Below are 15453 nucleotides of genomic sequence, written 5' to 3' on the forward strand. Positions count from 1 at the left end.
CCCCAAGCCGCCGACGGTCCGGCTGCCGCCCCGCAGGCCGAACCGCCCGGAACATCTCGTCAGGGTGCGCGTCCTGCCGCCGAGGCTGCCGAGGCCCCGTCCGCTGCCGCGTCGGAGCGGGGGCCGGGAACCCCTGGTGAAGGTGCACGTCCTGCCGCCGAGGCTGCCGGCGATCCGGCTGCGGCGTCCCCGCCTGAAGCCGTTCCGTGAGCGCAACCCCGTCGTGGTCGGTGCCGTGGGCCTCACCGTCCTCGCCCTGCTGACCCTCGCCGCGTTCAACGCCGACAGCCTGCCGCTGATCGGCGACGGCCGGACGTACGACGCGGCCTTCTCCGAGGCGGGCGGACTGAAGCCGGGCGACGATGTGCGGATCGCCGGTGTCAAGGTGGGCAAGGTCGAGGGCGTCGACCTCGACGGCGACCACGTGAAGGTGACGTTCAAGGTCAAGGGCGACCCGGCGATGGGCACCGCGACGACCGCCGCGATCCGGGTGAAGACGATCCTGGGCGCCAAGTACCTGGCGCTGTACCCGAAGGGGCCCGGCCGGCTGAAGCCGGGCGGCGAGATCCCGATCGGGCGGACGGTGTCGGCGTACGACGTCGTGCAGGCGTTCAGCGATCTGACCACCACGACGGAGAAGGTGGACACCAAGCGGCTGGCGAGGGCCCTGGACACCATCTCCACCACCTTCCAGGACTCCCCGGCCGAGGTCAGGGCCTCCGTCCAGGGGCTGTCCAGGATCTCCCGGACGATCGCCTCACGCGACCAGGCCCTGGGCGACCTCCTGAAGCACGCGAACGGGGTCACCGGGGTGCTCGCCGAGCACACGAAGGACTTCTCCGCGCTGGTGAAGGACGGCGACAGGCTCTTCCAGGAGATCAGCGAACGGCGCGCGGCGATCCACACACTTCTCAAGACGTCGGCGGCGCTGGGCATCGAACTGTCGGGCCTGGTCGACGACAACCGGAAGGAGATCGGGCCCGCGCTGGCGAACCTCAACAGGTTCGTCCGGATGCTGCAGCGCAACCAGGCGAGCCTGGACCGCAGCGTCAACCTGCTCGCGCCCTACGTCCGGCTGTTCACCGACACCCTCGGCAACGGCCGCTGGTTCGACTCCTACGTCCAGAACCTGGTCGCCGCCCCGGTGGCGCCGCGCACGGGAGGCTCCCGGTGAGAACACGCCTGAGAAGGTCCCTGGCCCTGCTGACCGCCCTCGCCGTCGTCGCCGTCCTCGCCGTCGTGCTCTGGCCGCGCCCGGGCACGGTCCGCGTCACGGCGTACTTCCCGCGCACCGTCGGCATCTACCCCGGTTCCGACGTCCGCGTCCTCGGCGTCCGCATCGGCGAGGTCGAGAAGATCACGCCGCAGGGCGACCGGGTGCGGGTGGACCTGGAGTACGACGCGGGGCGGAAGGTCCCCGCCGGCGCCCGGGCCGCGATCATCAACTCCTCCGTCGTCAGCGACCGTTACGTGCAGCTGCTGCCGGTGTACCGCAAGGGCCCGGTGCTGGCGGACGGTGCCGTCATCCCCGAGTCGCGCACCGCCGTCCCCGTCGAGCTGGACCGGATCTTCGACAGCCTGCACACCACGGCCGAGGCACTCGGCCCGAAGGGCGCCAACAAGGACGGCTCGCTGTCGCGGCTGCTCGGGGTGAGCGCGGAGAACCTCAAGGGCCAGGGCACGAACCTCAACCAGGCCGTCGAGGACCTCTCCCAGGCGGTCACCACGCTGTCCGACGGACGGGGCGACCTGTTCGGCACCGTACGCAACCTGCAGGTGTTCACGGCGGCGCTGGCGGCCGACGACCAGAGCGTGCGGTCGTTCGACGACAACCTGGCCGAGGTGGCAGGGCAGCTCGCCGGGGAGCGCGCGGACCTGGCGGCGGCGCTGAAGTACCTGGGGACGGCGCTCGGTGAGGTGTCCGACTTCGTGAAGCACAACAAGGCTGCACTGACCTCGGACGTCGCGGGACTCAGCAAGGTCACTCAGGTCCTGGTCACCCAGCGGGCCGCGCTACGGGAACTCCTGGACGTCGCCCCCACCGGCCTGTCGAACCTGCAGAACGCCTACAACCCGTCCGCCGGCACCCTCGACACCCGCAACAACGCGCAGACCCCGCAGGATCCGGCGTCCCTGCTGTGTTCCCTGCTGAAGACCACCGGGGACGAGGGCGGCGGGAACCCGGACTGCGCACAGCTGCGCAAGCTCTTCGACTCGCTGCCCGAGCTTCCCGCCGCGCCCGCGGGCGCGGGCCCGGTCGACCGGACCCTCGGCGGAATCCTCGGGGGTGCGGCATGAACGCGCGGCGCACGGGCCGGGGGGCCGCGTGGACGGCGGCCGGTTCGCTGCTGCTGTCCGGATGCGGGTTCAACGGCTGGTACGACATCCCGCTGCCGGGCGGCGCCGCCTCCGACGGCCACGCCTACCACGTCACGGTGGAGTTCCGGGACGTCCTCGATCTGGTGCCGCAGTCGGCGGTCAAGGTCGACGACGTCACCGTCGGCGCCGTCGAGAAGGTCGAACTGGACGGCTGGCACGCACGGGTGCGGCTGCGGGTGGCCGACTCGGTGAAGCTGCCCGCCAACGCGGTCGCCGACATCGCGCAGACCAGCATGCTCGGCGAGAAGTACGTCGCGCTGTCCGCACCGACCGGTACCGCGTCCGTGGGCCGGCTCCGCGACGGCGCCGTGATCCCGCTGTCCCGCAGCGGCCGCAACCCGGAGATCGAGGAGGTGCTGTCCGCGCTGTCCGCGCTCCTCAACGGCGGCGGCGTGGCCCAGCTCAAGACGATCACCGTGGAGCTGAACAAGGCCCTGGACGGCCGCGAGACACGCGTCCGGTCACTGCTCAAGCAGCTCGACGCCTTCCTCGGCGGCCTGGACCGGCAGCGCTCCCAGATCGTCCGCGCGCTCAACGGCATCGACCGGCTGTCCCAACGGCTCGGGACGGAGAAGGAGACGATCGCCCAGGCCGTCGACACGATCCCGCCCGCTCTGAAGGTCCTGGCCGACCAGCGCCGCGACCTGACCAAGATGCTCACCGCGCTGTCGAAGCTCGGCACGGCCGGCACCAGGGTCGTGCGCGCCTCCCGGGACGACACCGTCGCCGACCTGAAGGAGCTCCAGCCGATCCTGCAACAGGTGGACAAGGCGGGCGACGACCTGCCGAACTCCCTTGAGCTGCTGACGACGTACCCGTTCCCGCGCAACGTGGTCGGCGCCGTCAAGGGCGACTACGTCAATCTGAGGATCACCGCCGACCTCGACCTCGCGGACCTGTACGGCAACCTCGCCGATCAGCCCGGCAAGGGTGGCAGGAGCGGCGGGTCCGGGAAGCAGCCGGTTCCGACGCCCTCCCTTCCCGGCCTGCCGAGCGTGCCGGTGCCGGTGCCCACCGCGCTGCCCGGCGCCCCCGGCCTGCCGAAGGTGCCGAAGCCGACGGCCACCCCCTCCGGGCCCACGGGCGGCGGCGGTGTGCTGTGCCCGCCCGTGTGCACCGCGAGCTACGGCACGTCCGGCGGGGCGCGCCGTCTGCCGCCGGGGATCGACCTCGCGCTCGCCGAGCTGATGCTGAAGGGGATACAGCCGTGATCACCCGTCTGGTCAAGGCCCAGTTGCTCGCCTTCGCCGCGGTCACCGCCGTCGGGGTGTCGTACGTCGGCGCCGAGTACACCGGCCTGGTGGACGATCTGCTCGGCCGGGGCTACACGGTCACCGCCGACTTCGCGGATTCGGGCGGCATCTTCAGCGGCGCCGAGGTCACCTACCGCGGGGTGCCGGTGGGCCGGGTGGGCGCCCTGCGGCTGAACGGCTCGGGGGTGACGGTGGCCCTGGACATCAAGGACGGCGCCCCGAGAATCCCGGACGACACCCTGGCGGTGGTCGCGGACCGGTCGGCGGTGGGCGAGCAGTACGTCGATCTGCAACCCCGGCGCTCCGGCGGTCCGTACCTGATGGACGGCAGCCCGATCCCGCGCAGCCGCACCCGGACGCCGCTGCCGGTCACCGACCTCGTCCTCGGACTGGACCGGCTGGTGAACTCCGTCGGCAAGGACGATCTGCGCACCACCGTCGACGAGCTGGGCAAGGCGTTCGCCGGCACCGGACCGAACCTGAGCCGTCTGGTGGACTCCGGCAACCAGCTGGTCGAGTCGGCGTCCGGCTCGCTCCCGCAGACGGTGTCGCTGATCGAGAACTCGCGGAAGGTGCTCAAGACGCAGGCCGACAAGGGATCGGCGATCAAGTCGTTCTCCCGCGATCTGGCCGCGCTCACCGCGCAGTTGAAGGCGAGCGACGGGGACCTGCGCCGGGTCGTCGGCGACGCGGCGCCCGCCGCGCAGCAGGTGGACTCCCTGCTGCGGTCCACCCGTCCGACCCTGCCGGTCCTGCTGGCCAACCTGATCAGCGGCGGCCAGGTCACCGTGGCCCGGCTGCCCGGGGTGGAGCAGGCCCTCGTCACCCTCCCGGTGGTGGTCGCGGGCAGCTACACCGTCATCCCCGGCGACGGCACCACCCACTTCGGGCTCACCGTGAACGCGAACGACCCGCCCGCCTGCACCCAGGGCTACGGAACCCGGCGGCGCGACCCCTCGGACACCTCGGCGCGCCGGGCGAACACCGGCGCCCACTGCACGGCGCCGCGCGGCAGCGCCACCTCGGTGCGCGGCGCGCAGAACGCGCCGGGCGCGTCCTCCGGTTCGGGCGGCGCGAACCGGACCGCGTACGTCACCCCGTACGACCCGGAGACCGGCACCGCGACCGGCCCGGACGGGACGCCCGTCGAGATCGGCTCGGCGGGCGGCGAACAGACCGTCTTCGGAAAGGAGTCGTGGCAATGGCTGCTGGTCGGACCGATGTCATGAGATGGGGACGCCTCCACGTCACGAGGTGGGAACGCTCGCGGTTGCTCTCCGCGGGGCTCGTGGCCGCCACCGTGCTGACGACCGTGCTGTCCGTCTGGCTGGGCCTGAGCCTCGCCGACCGGCACACGGCCGACCAGCGCCGGCAGGACATCCTGGCGGCGGCCCGCCAGTCGGCGCTGAACTTCACCTCGCTCGACTACCGGCACTACGACCGGGACAGCGGGAACGTGCTGAAGGGGGCGACCGGGGAGTTCAAGAAGGAGTTCGCCGCGCAGACCGCGGAGTTGACCAAGCTCGTCGCCCAGAACAAGTCGGTGTCCGAGGGACAGGTCCTCGAGGCGGGCATCGTCCGTTCCGACGCCGGCTCGGCCCGGGTCCTGGTGGTCGCCGACAGCAAGGTGACCAACACCGCCGCGCCCGAGGGACAGGCCCGCACCTACCGGCTGCAGCTCGACCTCGTGCGCGAGCACGGGCGCTGGCTGACCTCCGACGTCGAGTTCGTGGGCTGACCCACGCCAGCACAGTTGAGGAGACAGACCGTGGCGAACCCGACCACCAAAGCCCGCGGCGCGGGGGCCCCCACCCGGCGCGCCCTGACCGCGGCCGCACGCGCGGCGGCCAAGCGCTCCGCACGGTCGGAAAGCGAGGTTCCCGAGGACCGCGAGGACCGCGAGGACCGCGAGGACCGCGAGGACCGGAGCGCCTCGCGCACTGTACTGATCGAACCACCCGACGGCTGGGACGACCCGCCCGAGCCGACCGTCGAGGAGGAGCCCGGGCAGCCCGCGCCGGGGCCCGCGCGCGGACGCAGGCTGCTGACCGCGGCGCTGTGCGTCGTGCTCGTGGCGGGCCTGGCAGCCGTCGCCGTACTCGGATGGCGGTACCGGGAGGACCGGCGGGCGGACCAGGCGCGGGGGGAGGCGCTGACGGCTGCCCGGACGGCCGCGCCGGTCGTGCTGTCGTACGACTACCGGCACCTCGACCAGGACTTCGCCCGGGCCCGTGGCCTTCTGACCGGTGCCTTCCGCGACCAGTACCTGAAGACCACGAAGACGGTGGTCGGTCCGACGGCGGCGAAGTACCACGGCGTGGTGAGGGCGACGGTGGCTGCGGCCTCCGTGGTGTCGGCCGCACCCGACAAGGCGGTCGTCCTGCTGTTCGTCAACCAGTCCACGCAGAGCACCCAGGTGTCGGGATCGCGCCTGGATCTGAACCGGGTGCGCATGACGCTCACCCGCACCTCCACGGGCTGGAAGGTGAGCGCCGTCGACGCCCTGTGATCCCCGCCCGTCCCCCGTGCCTCCGTGCGCTCCGCCCGGGGGCACTGAACAGAACGGATGTTCCACGATGCGGATGGATCGGGGGTGACGCGGGGGCGGCGAGGGGTGCAGCGCCTGTCCGGCGCCCAGGTCTGCCCCCCCGGACTCCGGGACGCGCCGGCGCCGACTCCTGCCCTGTCGCGCCGGGCGCCGCCGCGGCCCGGAACCCGTCCCGGGGTGCGGATCCGGAGCGGCCGCAGGACTCTGAACCCATGGAACAGTCAGCGCGGCATCCGCACATCGTGGTGCACGCCCCGGCCCTGGACGGATCCCGGAGGGTCACCGAGGGCGATGTGATCCTGGGGATCGCCTCCCACCTGGACGACGTCATCGAGATCCTGCGCCTGGCCGATCTGGACCGGATCGAGGTCGAGGAGAGCGACATCGTCGAGTGGCAGGGCGGCGGACCCGAGGACTGGCCGGGGCTGTCGGAGCACGAGATCGAGTGAGGACGGCGTCGTCTACGCGCGCGGGCGTAGCCCGTCTACGCAACCCTCAGATGAACCTCTGAACATCGGTCAGGGGGCTTCAACCAGGCCTGGCCCTGGGCACATTCTCGAACACGTGGGGCCCGCCGGCACGGGGGCGGCGGGCCCCGCCGGGGGGCGATCCGACCACCGCGGCCCGTGGGGGCGGGCCACGGTGGTGTGCTCCTCACCGAACGGTCTCCTCGCACTCGGCGACATCGCCGATGTCGTTGGCCGTCGACCTGGGGATGTGTCGGTGACGCGCTCCGGGATCGCCTCGACGACCACGGGCACCCGGTACTCCGCGGCGAGCTTCCCGGCCTGTTCCAAGGCCGGGGCCAGGCCGTGCGGGTCCGTCACCCGGATCGCCTTGCAGCCGAGGCCCTCGGCGACCTTGACGCGGTCGCCGCCGTGGACGCCCGGCTCGGTTCCACGGGACCCCGCACCGGGCACCGAGCGCCAACTCCTCGATCATGAACGGGAAGTCGTGGTCGCCGCGGAGCGCGACCACCAGCGCCTCCGGGTCGTCCTTTCGCCACGCCGGCGCGGCCGGGATCGTCCGGCCCAGGGGCCCGCCCGGCCGCAGCACTGCGCCTTACCGGTACACCTGGCGGATCTCCCGAACCCGAACTTCCGGAATACGAAATGCGCTCTCTGCCACCTGGAAGGTAGGGAGGAATGGCGAGGAGAGCCGTCAAGAGACGGCCCTTCAGGCGTGCGCGATCGCGGAAGTCGAGGACAGGCGGGCACCCACACGAGCACCATGGGAGCCATGTCCGAGAGCGTGCCCGTGTCCTGTCCCGTCTGCGGGCGCGAGCACGTCTACACCGCGCCGTCGTATCCCTGTGTGTGCGGCGCACCCGTCGCACCGCCGCTGAACCGCCTCTCCGCGCCCTCCGTGGTCACCCACCGCACCTGGGACGACGGCTGGGTCGCGGCCCGCTGCGGGAGTTGCGGCCGTGAAGGGCAGTGGCCCTGCCCCGAACTGGACTGCTCGTGCGGAACGACCCTCCGTGTCCCGGTGAGCGGGGCGCCGCGCCGGGGCTCCGCCGGGGACGACGCGGCCGGCACGAACGCAACGGGCGGATCGCGTGCGCAGGAGCCAGTCTTGCGGCCCGTCACCATCCGCACGGCCGCCGACGCCGTCGCCGCAGCCGCGCTCTGCCTGCGCCGGCTGGGTCATCATGACGTCCGCAGCGCCGAGGGGCGTCCGCGCGGCGGGGTGCTCCTCACGGCGGAGGGGATGCGGGCACTGGTGGAGCCGACCGTGCACCCGGCGTCGCTGCGGGACGTGGAGTGCCTGTGGCTCACCGCCCTCGCGGAGTCCGTCCACTGCGTCTGCTTCTCACTGGCGGGATACACCGACGACGCCCGTGCCGCCGCAGACCGCCTCGGCGTCCCGCTCTTCGTCCTCGATCTCACCGGCGCACCCCAGCCGGTGAACAGCCAGGCCGACGAACTGGCCGCCGGCCTGGCCTGAACCGACTCCCGCCCCGGGGCTCTACGCCGGTTCCGCGTACCTCTGCCGCAGTTCGATCTTGCGCACCTTCCCCGAGACCGTCATCGGGAAGGCGTCCAGGATCTGCAGCCGGCTCGGGATCTTGAAGTGGGCGAGCCGCCCCTCGCAGAAGGCCCGCAGTTCCTCGAGGGCCGGCGGGTCGGCCGGGTCGCGCGGGATCACGCAGGCCAGGACCTCCTCGCCGTACCGCTCGTGCGGGACCCCGACGACCTGCACGTCGGCGATCTTCGGATGCGCGTACAGGAACTCCTCGATCTCGCGCGGGTAGATGTTCTCGCCCCCGCGGATGATCATGTCCTTGATGCGGCCGACGATCTCCACGTACCCGTCCTCGCGCATCATCGCGAGGTCACCGGTGTGCATCCAGCGGCCGGGGTCGACGGCCTCCGCGGTCTTCTCCGGCTCGTTCCAGTAGCCGAGCATCACGCTGTAGCCACGGGTGCACAGCTCGCCCGCCGCGCCGCGCGGCACGGTCGCCCCGGTCGCCGGGTCGACGATCTTGACCTCGATGTGCGGCAGGACCCGGCCCACCGTGCCCGTGCGGTGCTCCAGGTCGTCGTCCATTCGGGTCTGCAGCGAGACCGGGGAGGTCTCCGTCATGCCGTAGCAGATGGACACCTGCTCCATGTGCATCTCGCCGACCACCCGCTTCATCACCTCGACCGGGCACGGCGAGCCCGCCATGATGCCGGTGCGCAGGGACGACAGGTCGTACTCCGCGAAGTCCGGGAGGTTCAGCTCCGCGATGAACATCGTCGGTACGCCGTACAGGGAGGTGCAGCGCTCCCGCTGGACGGCCTCCAGGGTGGCCCTCGGGTCGAAGGACGGTGCCGGGATGACGATGCAGGCGCCGTGGGAGGTGGCGCCCAGGTTGCCCATGACCATGCCGAAGCAGTGGTAGAACGGCACCGGCAGACACACCCGGTCCTGCTCCGTGTAGCCGATCGTACGGCCCACCCAGTAGCCGTTGTTGAGGATGTTGTGGTGGGAGAGGGTGGCCCCCTTCGGGAAGCCCGTGGTGCCCGAGGTGTACTGGATGTTGACCGGGTCGTCGCAGCCCGACTCGGCCGCCACGGAGGCCAGTCGCTCGCGCGGGACCGATGCCGCGCCGGCCGTGAGCGCGTCCCAGGTGGGGTCGCCGATGTAGACGGTCTCGCGCAGCTCCGGGCAGTTTCCCCGCACCTGGCCGACCAGGGCGCGGTAGTCGCTCGTCCTGTGGGCGAGGGAGGCGATCAGGAGCGAGATCCCGGCCTGCTTCAGCACGTACTGGAGCTCGTGGGCACGGTAGGCGGGATTGATGTTCACCATGATGGCGCCGATGCGGGCGGTGGCGTACTGCACCAGCACCCACTCGGGGCAGTTGACCGCCCAGATGCCGACCCGGTCGCCCTTGTGCACACCCTTGGCGAGCAGCCCGAGCGCCACCTCGTCGACCGCGGCGCCGAACTCGGCGTAGGTCCAGCGCCGTCCGGACGGCACGTCGACCAGCGCCTCGCGGTCGGGGTACGCGGCGATCGCGCGGTCGAGGTTGGCGCCGACGGTGTCGCCGAGCAGCGGCGTGGTGCTCGTCCCGTGCGTGTACGACAGCTCCGTCGGTGCCGTCACCGGAAGTCCTCCTCGCGGTACTCGTTGTGCGAACCCGCGGCGGTCGCCTCGCGCAGCTCGATCCGGCGGATCTTGCCGGAGACGGTCTTGGGCAGGTCACCGAACTCCAGACGGCGGATGCGCTTGTAGGGGGCGAGCACCTCACGGGAGTGCTCGAAGACGACCTTGGCGGTGTCGGGGCAGGGCTCCCAGCCGGCGGCGAGAACGACGTACGCCTTCGGCACGGCGAGGCGCAGTTCGTCCGGCGCCGGTACGACGGCAGCCTCGGCCACCGCCTCGTGCTCCAGCAGCGCGCTCTCCAGCTCGAAGGGGGAGATCTTGTAGTCGGAGGCCTTGAAGACGTCGTCGGCCCGCCCGACGTAGGTGAGGTAGCCGTCCGCGTCCCGCGAGCCGATGTCGCCGGTGCGGTAGTAGCCGCCCGCCATGACCTCTGCGGTACGGTCCGGGTCGCCGTGGTAGCCCGTCATCAGGCCGACCGGCCGCACGGACAGGTCGAGCGCGATCTCGCCCTCGTCCGCGCCGGGTGCGCCGGTCACCGGATCCAGCAGCTCCACGCGGAAGCCGGGGCTCGGCCGCCCCATGGAGCCCGTCTTCAGCGGCTGGCCGGGACTGTTGGAGACCTGCACGGCCGTCTCGGTCTGCCCGAAGCCGTCGCGGACGGTCACCCCCCAGGCCCGGCGCACCTGCTCGATCACCTCGGGGTTCAGCGGCTCACCGGCGGCGACCGCCTCGCGCGGCGGGGTGCGCAGCTGGGTCAGGTCCGCCTGGATCAGCATGCGCCACACGGTCGGTGGCGCGCAGAACGTCGTCACGCCCGCGCGGTCCATCTCGGACATCAGCCGGGCCGCGTCGAAGCGGGTGTAGTTGTGGATGAAGACCGTCGCCTCCGCGTTCCACGGGGCGAACAGGTTCGACCAGGCGTGCTTGGCCCAGCCGGGCGAGGAGATGTTCAGGTGCACGTCCCCGGGTTCGAGGCCGATCCAGTACATCGTCGCCAGATGGCCGATCGGGTAGGAGACGTGGGTGTGCTCGACCAGCTTGGGCCGGGCGGTGGTGCCCGAGGTGAAGTACAGCATCAGCGGGTCGTCGGCGTGGGTGGGCCCGGCCGGCTCGAAGCCCGCGTCGGCCGCGTACGCGTCCTCGTACGCCCGCCAGCCCTCCGGCGCGCCGCCGACCGCGATCCGGGTGTAGTCGCCGGACACCTCGGCGAACTTGCCCGTGTCCTGCGCGCGCACGATCACATGCCGGACCCGTCCCCGGTCGACCCGGTCGCGCAGGTCCGCGGGGCCCAGCAGCGGGGTGGCCGGGATGACCACCGCACGCAGCTTCATCGCGGCCAGCGCGGTCTCCCACAGCTCGGTCTGGTTGCCGAGCATGACCAGGACGCGGTCCTCGGCGCGCACGCCCCGCTCCCGGAGCCAGCAGGCGACCCGGTTCGAGCTCTCGGACATCTCGGCGAAGGTGCGGCGTTCCTCGGAGCCGTCCTCCTCCACGATGTGCAGCGCGGTGCGGTCGTTGCCGTCCGCGATGACGTCGAACCAGTCGAGCGCCCAGTTGAAGTGCGCCGGACGCGGCCAGCGGAAGCCCTCGTACGCCGTCGCGTAGTCCTCCCGGTGCGCCAGCAGGAAATCCCGCGCGGTCCGGAACGCGTCCGTCGCGTCGGTGTTCGCCGTCATGTGTCCTCCTCATTGCCGGACAGCCGTCTCACATCGTGTAATCGGTGACGCAGGTCTCACCACCCCCGAACGGGGGGGCGCCGCGACGGAGGGCGGGTACGTGGCAGCTGACGCAGCCGAGACGGTTCAGGTGCGGAGCGCGCTGGTGCGGCTGCGGCGCGCCACGGGGCTGCCGGTCGCCTTCGGCGGCCTGGTGGAGCACGGGCGGCCGCAGATCCGCATCAGCGAACTGAGCGGCACCGCGACGACGGCGCTCAGCTCGCTCGCCGTCGTCTCCGGCAGCGGCCTCGGCGGCAAGGTGGCCGCGCTGGCCAGGCCCTGCGCGGTGACGGACTACTCGGCGTCCCGGCAGATCAGCCACGAGTACGACGCGGCGGTGGCGACGGAGGGGCTGAGGTCGGTCCTCGCGGTGCCGGTCGTCGTACGGCGCCGGGTGCGCGGGGTGCTCTACGGCGCGCTGCGGACGGCGCAGCCGCTGGGCGACCGCACGCTGAGCGCGGCGGTGGCGGCGGCACGGGACGTGGAGCAGGCGCTGGTCGCCCGGGACGAGGCGCGCAATCTGCTGACGGCGGTGCGGGAGCCCTCCGCCCCGGCCGGGGCGGCCTGGGAGCAGGTGCGCGAGGCGCACGGCTCGCTACGGGCGCTCGTCCAGCGGGTGGAGGACCCGGCGCTGCGCGCCGAGCTGCTCGCTGTGTGCGGGCGGCTGGCCGGGGCGGCGCTGCCGGGGCCCGTGGCGGGGGACGTGGGGCTGTCCCCGCGGGAGGTGGACGTCCTGGCGTGCGTTGCGGCCGGGTCGACCAACGCGGCGGCCGCCGAGCGGCTCGGGCTGCGTCCGGAGACCGTGAAGGGGTATCTGCGCTCGGCGATGCGGAAGCTGGGCGCGCACGGCAGATGGGAGGCGGTGGTGGCGGCGCGGCGGGCGGGGGTGCTGCCTTAGGGCTTGTCGGAGCCCTGCGGCGCGGCGGGCAGCCTTTCCTGCGGTCACCGCCCCCGCCCCTTTTGCACTGCACCGGACTTTTTGCACCCCGGGATTGTCGGTTGTCCATTCATTCGGCACTCCGATGAATTCCCCGGTGTCACGCGTTGCTGTTTCCCGCACCGCAGCGCCGTCCGAATTTTCAATGACGGGACGCCTAATATTGGCCAGGACACGACGACCGGAGGGGAGCGGCACCGTGCGACGGGACTTCAAGGAGCCTGAGCGACCCCACCATGACCTGGTCATCGGCCGGGAGGAGCTGTGCTCGGCGGCGCGCCGGCAGCTCGCCGACGGGGGAAGTGTGCTGCTGCACGGCCCCGCCGGAATAGGAAAGTCGACCGTCCTGCGCACGCTGGCCGCGGAATACGGCGAAGCGGCGCGCACCGTGTTGCGCTGCTCGGCGACCGAGTCCGAATCCCACCTTCCCTTCCTGGCCCTCGCCGACCTGCTCGGGCTCGTCATGGACGAGGTCGCCGACCGGCTCCCCGCCCCCCAGCGCACCGCCCTGGAGTCCGCGCTCACCGGCCGCGGCGAGTCCACGCTGCAACGGGACGGACTCGCACTGCGGCTCGCCGTGCTCTCCACGCTCCGCGTGCTCGCCGCCCGCGGTCCCGTGCTGATCGTCGCCGACGACCTGCAGTGGCTGGACCCGGCGAGCACCGAACTCCTCGGCTTCGCCGCCCGGCGCCTGGGCGGCACACCGGTGCAGATGCTGTGCGCGGTGCGCACCCGGGCCGAGCAGGGCCAGGAGTACGACCGCCATCTCGGCGCCTCCCCGCCGGACACCCTCGCCCTCCGGGTGGGCCCGCTCTCCCGCACTCAGACCGCCGCGCTCCTCGACCACCGCGGCTACACGGGACTGCCCCGCTCCACCGTGCGGGACATCCACCGCACCAGCGGCGGCAACCCGCTGTTCGCTCTGGAGCTCGGCCGCGCCCTCGCCGAGAGCCCGACACCGCCGAGGCCCGGTGAGCCGCTGCCGGTGCCGACCTCGCTCAGGACGCTGGTGCTCAACCGGCTGGAGGCGCTGTCCGACCAGGCCCGCCGCACCCTGCTCGTGGCGAGCGCGGGCGCCCGGCCCACCCTGGCCCTGCTGCGCGCGGCCGGCCGGGAGAACGCGGAGGCGGAGACCGCGCAGGCCGCGGCGCTGGGGCTGCTGGTGACGGAGCGGGACGCACCGGGCGTACGGTTCGCACATCCGCTGATATCGGCCGCACTGTACGCGCAGGCGAGCCCACAGGAGCGGCGCGACGTGCACGCCGCCCTGTCCACCGCGGCCTCCGACCCGATCGAGCGGGCCCGGCACCTGGCGCTGGCGACCGTCGGCACCGATCCGCGGGTGGCCGCCCGCCTCGGCGAGGCCGCGTCCGCCGCCCGGGACCGGGGTGCGCCCTCGGTGGCGGCGGGGCTCGGGCTGCTCGCCGCCCGGCACACCCCTCCGGACGCGGTACCGGGCCCCGACGAGCGGCGGCTGCAGGCGGCCGAGGACGCGCTGACCGCCGGGGAGACCGATCTCGCCCGCGACATCGCCCGCGAGGTGCTGGCCCACGCGACGCAGCCCGCGGACCGGGTACGCGCGTGGATGGTGGTGATCGACGCCGCCGGGCACGCGATGGCCGAGGTCGACGCGGTCTTCCCGCAGGCGCTCTCGGACGCGGGCGACGACCCCCGCCTGCTCACCCTGGTGCACTACCAGCTCGCCTGGCGGGCCCTGCTGGTGGAGGGCGATTTCGACCGGGCCCGGCAGGAGGGCGCGCTCGCCGCGGAGCTGGCGGCGCGGGCCGGTGACCGCCGCAACGAGTTGCTGGCCCTGGCCTTCCAGGCCCAGGCGGAAACCCTGATGGGGCATCCGGACGCGCCGCACACCATCAAGCGGGCGATGAGGGAACCGCAGGACGCGCGGGTGGCGTGCGACCACAACGGCGTCGGGGCCGTGCGGTTCCGCTGGCTGGTCATGAGCGACCAGCTCTCCGAGGCGCGCAAGACGGTCAGCGCGCTGCTGCGCGAGGTGCGGCAGCGCGGCATGGTCGAGGCCGAGGTGCACTTCCTGCGCGGGCTCGCCGAGACCGAACTGCGGGCCGGACACTGCGGGCGCGCCCTCGACCTTGCGCGGGAGAGCCTCCGGCTGGCGCGGGACACCGGGATCGGGGAGGCCGCGAGCGCCATGCTCACCTCTCTCGCGGAGGCCGCGGGGGGCGAGGCGGAGCGGGCGCTGACGCTGGCCCAGGAGGCCGTGTCCCGGGCCGAGGAGGACGGCGACGTGATCTACCTGTCGCGGGCGCTGGCCGCGCTGGGGCACGCCCAGCTGGTGGCGGGGGACGCGGCGGGGAGCGTCCGGTCCCTGCGCCGGGTCAGGGAGCTGGAGGAGGGGCTCGGGGTCACCGATCCGGCCCGGGGCCGCTGGCACGGCGACCTCGCGGAGGCGCTGGTTCGCGTCGGGGAGCCGGCCGAGGCGCAGGACGTCATCGACACCGCCCGCGCCCACGCGCTCAGGCTCCGGCGGGAGAGTGTGCTCGCGGTGCTGGACCGGGCGGAGGCCCTGGTCCGAGCCGCACGCGGCGAAGTGGACACGGCCGAACGTCAGTTGACGGCGGCCCGGGACCGGCTCGCCGGGCTCGGCTACGGCCTGGAGGAGGCCCGGGCGGCCTACGCGCTGGCGGGGGTGCGCGCCGGGCGGCCCGGACCGGTGTCGTACGACGAGGCGGCCCGCCTCTTCCGCCGCTGCCGGGCGATGCCGTGGCTGCGTCAGGTGGAGACGGCCGCGGTCACGGGACCGGCGGCACCGGCGCCGGCCGCGGCGGCCGCGGCGGCCGCTCTGGACAACCTGGCCGCTACGGAACGGCAGGTCGCCGCGCTGGTCATGGAGGGTGCGACGAACCGGGAGATCGCGGCCCGGCTGTTCATCAGCGTCAAGACCGTGGAGGCCACGCTGACCCGGGTCTACCGCAAGCTGGGCATCCGGTCACGGGTGGACATCGTGCGGCTGGCGGCCGGGCACCGCGCGGGCTGAACGAGCGCGCACCGCAC

12 protein-coding genes and 1 pseudogene are annotated in these 15453 nt (G+C 73.0%); 10 read left to right on the top strand and 3 right to left on the bottom strand.

Features of this window, described 5'->3' with window-relative positions; translation table 11 throughout:
• The first annotated feature begins 193 nt into the window (after positions 1-193).
• From AC5WS8_RS30045 to AC5WS8_RS30075, 7 genes are all read left to right on the top strand, one after another.
• Positions 194-1174, top strand: coding sequence for an MCE family protein (locus tag AC5WS8_RS30045; protein WP_496106688.1), 981 nt, complete (start codon positions 194-196; stop codon positions 1172-1174).
• 20 nt (positions 1175-1194) lie between these two features.
• A complete protein-coding gene (locus AC5WS8_RS30050; protein ID WP_496106689.1) occupies positions 1195-2298 on the top strand; it encodes an MCE family protein in 1104 nt (367 codons plus the stop codon).
• Positions 2295-3590, top strand: coding sequence for an MCE family protein (locus AC5WS8_RS30055; RefSeq protein ID WP_496106648.1), 1296 nt, complete (start codon positions 2295-2297; stop codon positions 3588-3590). Before AC5WS8_RS30050 ends, AC5WS8_RS30055 begins: the two co-directional genes overlap by 4 nt.
• Positions 3587-4861 (top strand): MCE family protein, encoded by a 1275-nt coding sequence (locus AC5WS8_RS30060; RefSeq protein WP_496106649.1) that lies wholly within the window; start codon positions 3587-3589, stop codon positions 4859-4861. The genes AC5WS8_RS30055 and AC5WS8_RS30060 overlap by 4 nt, the downstream gene beginning before the upstream one ends.
• A complete protein-coding gene (locus AC5WS8_RS30065; RefSeq protein WP_496106650.1) occupies positions 4834-5370 on the top strand; it encodes an Rv1363c family protein in 537 nt (178 codons plus the stop codon). The genes AC5WS8_RS30060 and AC5WS8_RS30065 overlap by 28 nt, the downstream gene beginning before the upstream one ends.
• Positions 5371-5400: 30 nt before the next feature.
• A complete protein-coding gene (locus tag AC5WS8_RS30070; protein ID WP_496106651.1) occupies positions 5401-6141 on the top strand; it encodes an Rv1363c family protein in 741 nt (246 codons plus the stop codon).
• Positions 6142-6392: 251 nt separating this feature from the next.
• Entirely contained in the window at positions 6393-6629 is a 237-nt protein-coding gene (locus tag AC5WS8_RS30075; RefSeq protein ID WP_496106652.1) for a hypothetical protein, read from the top strand.
• Between the two features lie 69 nt (positions 6630-6698).
• On the opposite strand, the pseudogene AC5WS8_RS30080 reads toward AC5WS8_RS30075, so the two are convergent.
• A pseudogene (locus tag AC5WS8_RS30080) lies at positions 6699-7221 on the bottom strand (thiamine pyrophosphate-dependent enzyme); the annotation flags it as partial.
• Between the two features lie 189 nt (positions 7222-7410).
• On the opposite strand from AC5WS8_RS30080, the gene AC5WS8_RS30085 reads away from it, so the two are divergent.
• Positions 7411-8127, top strand: a complete 717-nt coding sequence (locus tag AC5WS8_RS30085) for a hypothetical protein (protein ID WP_496106653.1) — start codon at positions 7411-7413, stop codon at positions 8125-8127.
• Between the two features lie 21 nt (positions 8128-8148).
• Here AC5WS8_RS30085 and AC5WS8_RS30090 read toward each other — a convergent pair whose 3' ends face one another.
• Both AC5WS8_RS30090 and AC5WS8_RS30095 read right to left on the bottom strand, forming a co-directional pair.
• The gene (locus tag AC5WS8_RS30090; protein WP_496106654.1) at positions 8149-9771 is read right to left on the bottom strand and encodes an AMP-binding protein; all 1623 of its coding nucleotides are present in this window, start codon (positions 9769-9771) and stop codon (positions 8149-8151) included.
• Positions 9768-11447 (bottom strand): AMP-binding protein, encoded by a 1680-nt coding sequence (locus tag AC5WS8_RS30095; RefSeq protein ID WP_496106655.1) that lies wholly within the window; start codon positions 11445-11447, stop codon positions 9768-9770. Before AC5WS8_RS30095 ends, AC5WS8_RS30090 begins: the two co-directional genes overlap by 4 nt.
• A gap of 100 nt (positions 11448-11547) precedes the next feature.
• Between AC5WS8_RS30095 and AC5WS8_RS30100 the strand changes: the two genes are divergently transcribed.
• Together AC5WS8_RS30100 and AC5WS8_RS30105 are read left to right on the top strand one after the other, a co-directional pair.
• Positions 11548-12384, top strand: coding sequence for a helix-turn-helix transcriptional regulator (locus AC5WS8_RS30100; protein WP_496106656.1), 837 nt, complete (start codon positions 11548-11550; stop codon positions 12382-12384).
• Positions 12385-12568: 184 nt separating this feature from the next.
• Complete coding sequence (locus AC5WS8_RS30105; protein ID WP_496106657.1) at positions 12569-15436, top strand: helix-turn-helix transcriptional regulator; 2868 nt, start codon at positions 12569-12571, stop codon at positions 15434-15436.
• The last annotated feature ends 17 nt before the right edge of the window (positions 15437-15453 follow it).

The sequence above is a fragment of the Streptomyces sp. PTL18 genome (assembly GCF_059510295.1).

What these genes read in the sequence shown, in the direction of transcription:
- AC5WS8_RS30055 (WP_496106648.1), top strand. Translation starts at nt 2,295, where the DNA reads ATGAACGCGCGGCGCACGGGCCGGGGGGCCGCGTGGACGGCGGCCGGT.
- AC5WS8_RS30065 (WP_496106650.1), top strand. Translation starts at nt 4,834, where the DNA reads ATGGCTGCTGGTCGGACCGATGTCATGAGATGGGGACGCCTCCACGTC.
- AC5WS8_RS30075 (WP_496106652.1), top strand. Translation starts at nt 6,393, where the DNA reads ATGGAACAGTCAGCGCGGCATCCGCACATCGTGGTGCACGCCCCGGCC.
- AC5WS8_RS30085 (WP_496106653.1), top strand. Translation starts at nt 7,411, where the DNA reads ATGGGAGCCATGTCCGAGAGCGTGCCCGTGTCCTGTCCCGTCTGCGGG.
- AC5WS8_RS30095 (WP_496106655.1), bottom strand. Translation starts at nt 11,447, where the DNA reads ATGACGGCGAACACCGACGCGACGGACGCGTTCCGGACCGCGCGGGAT.
- AC5WS8_RS30105 (WP_496106657.1), top strand. Translation starts at nt 12,569, where the DNA reads ATGACGGGACGCCTAATATTGGCCAGGACACGACGACCGGAGGGGAGC.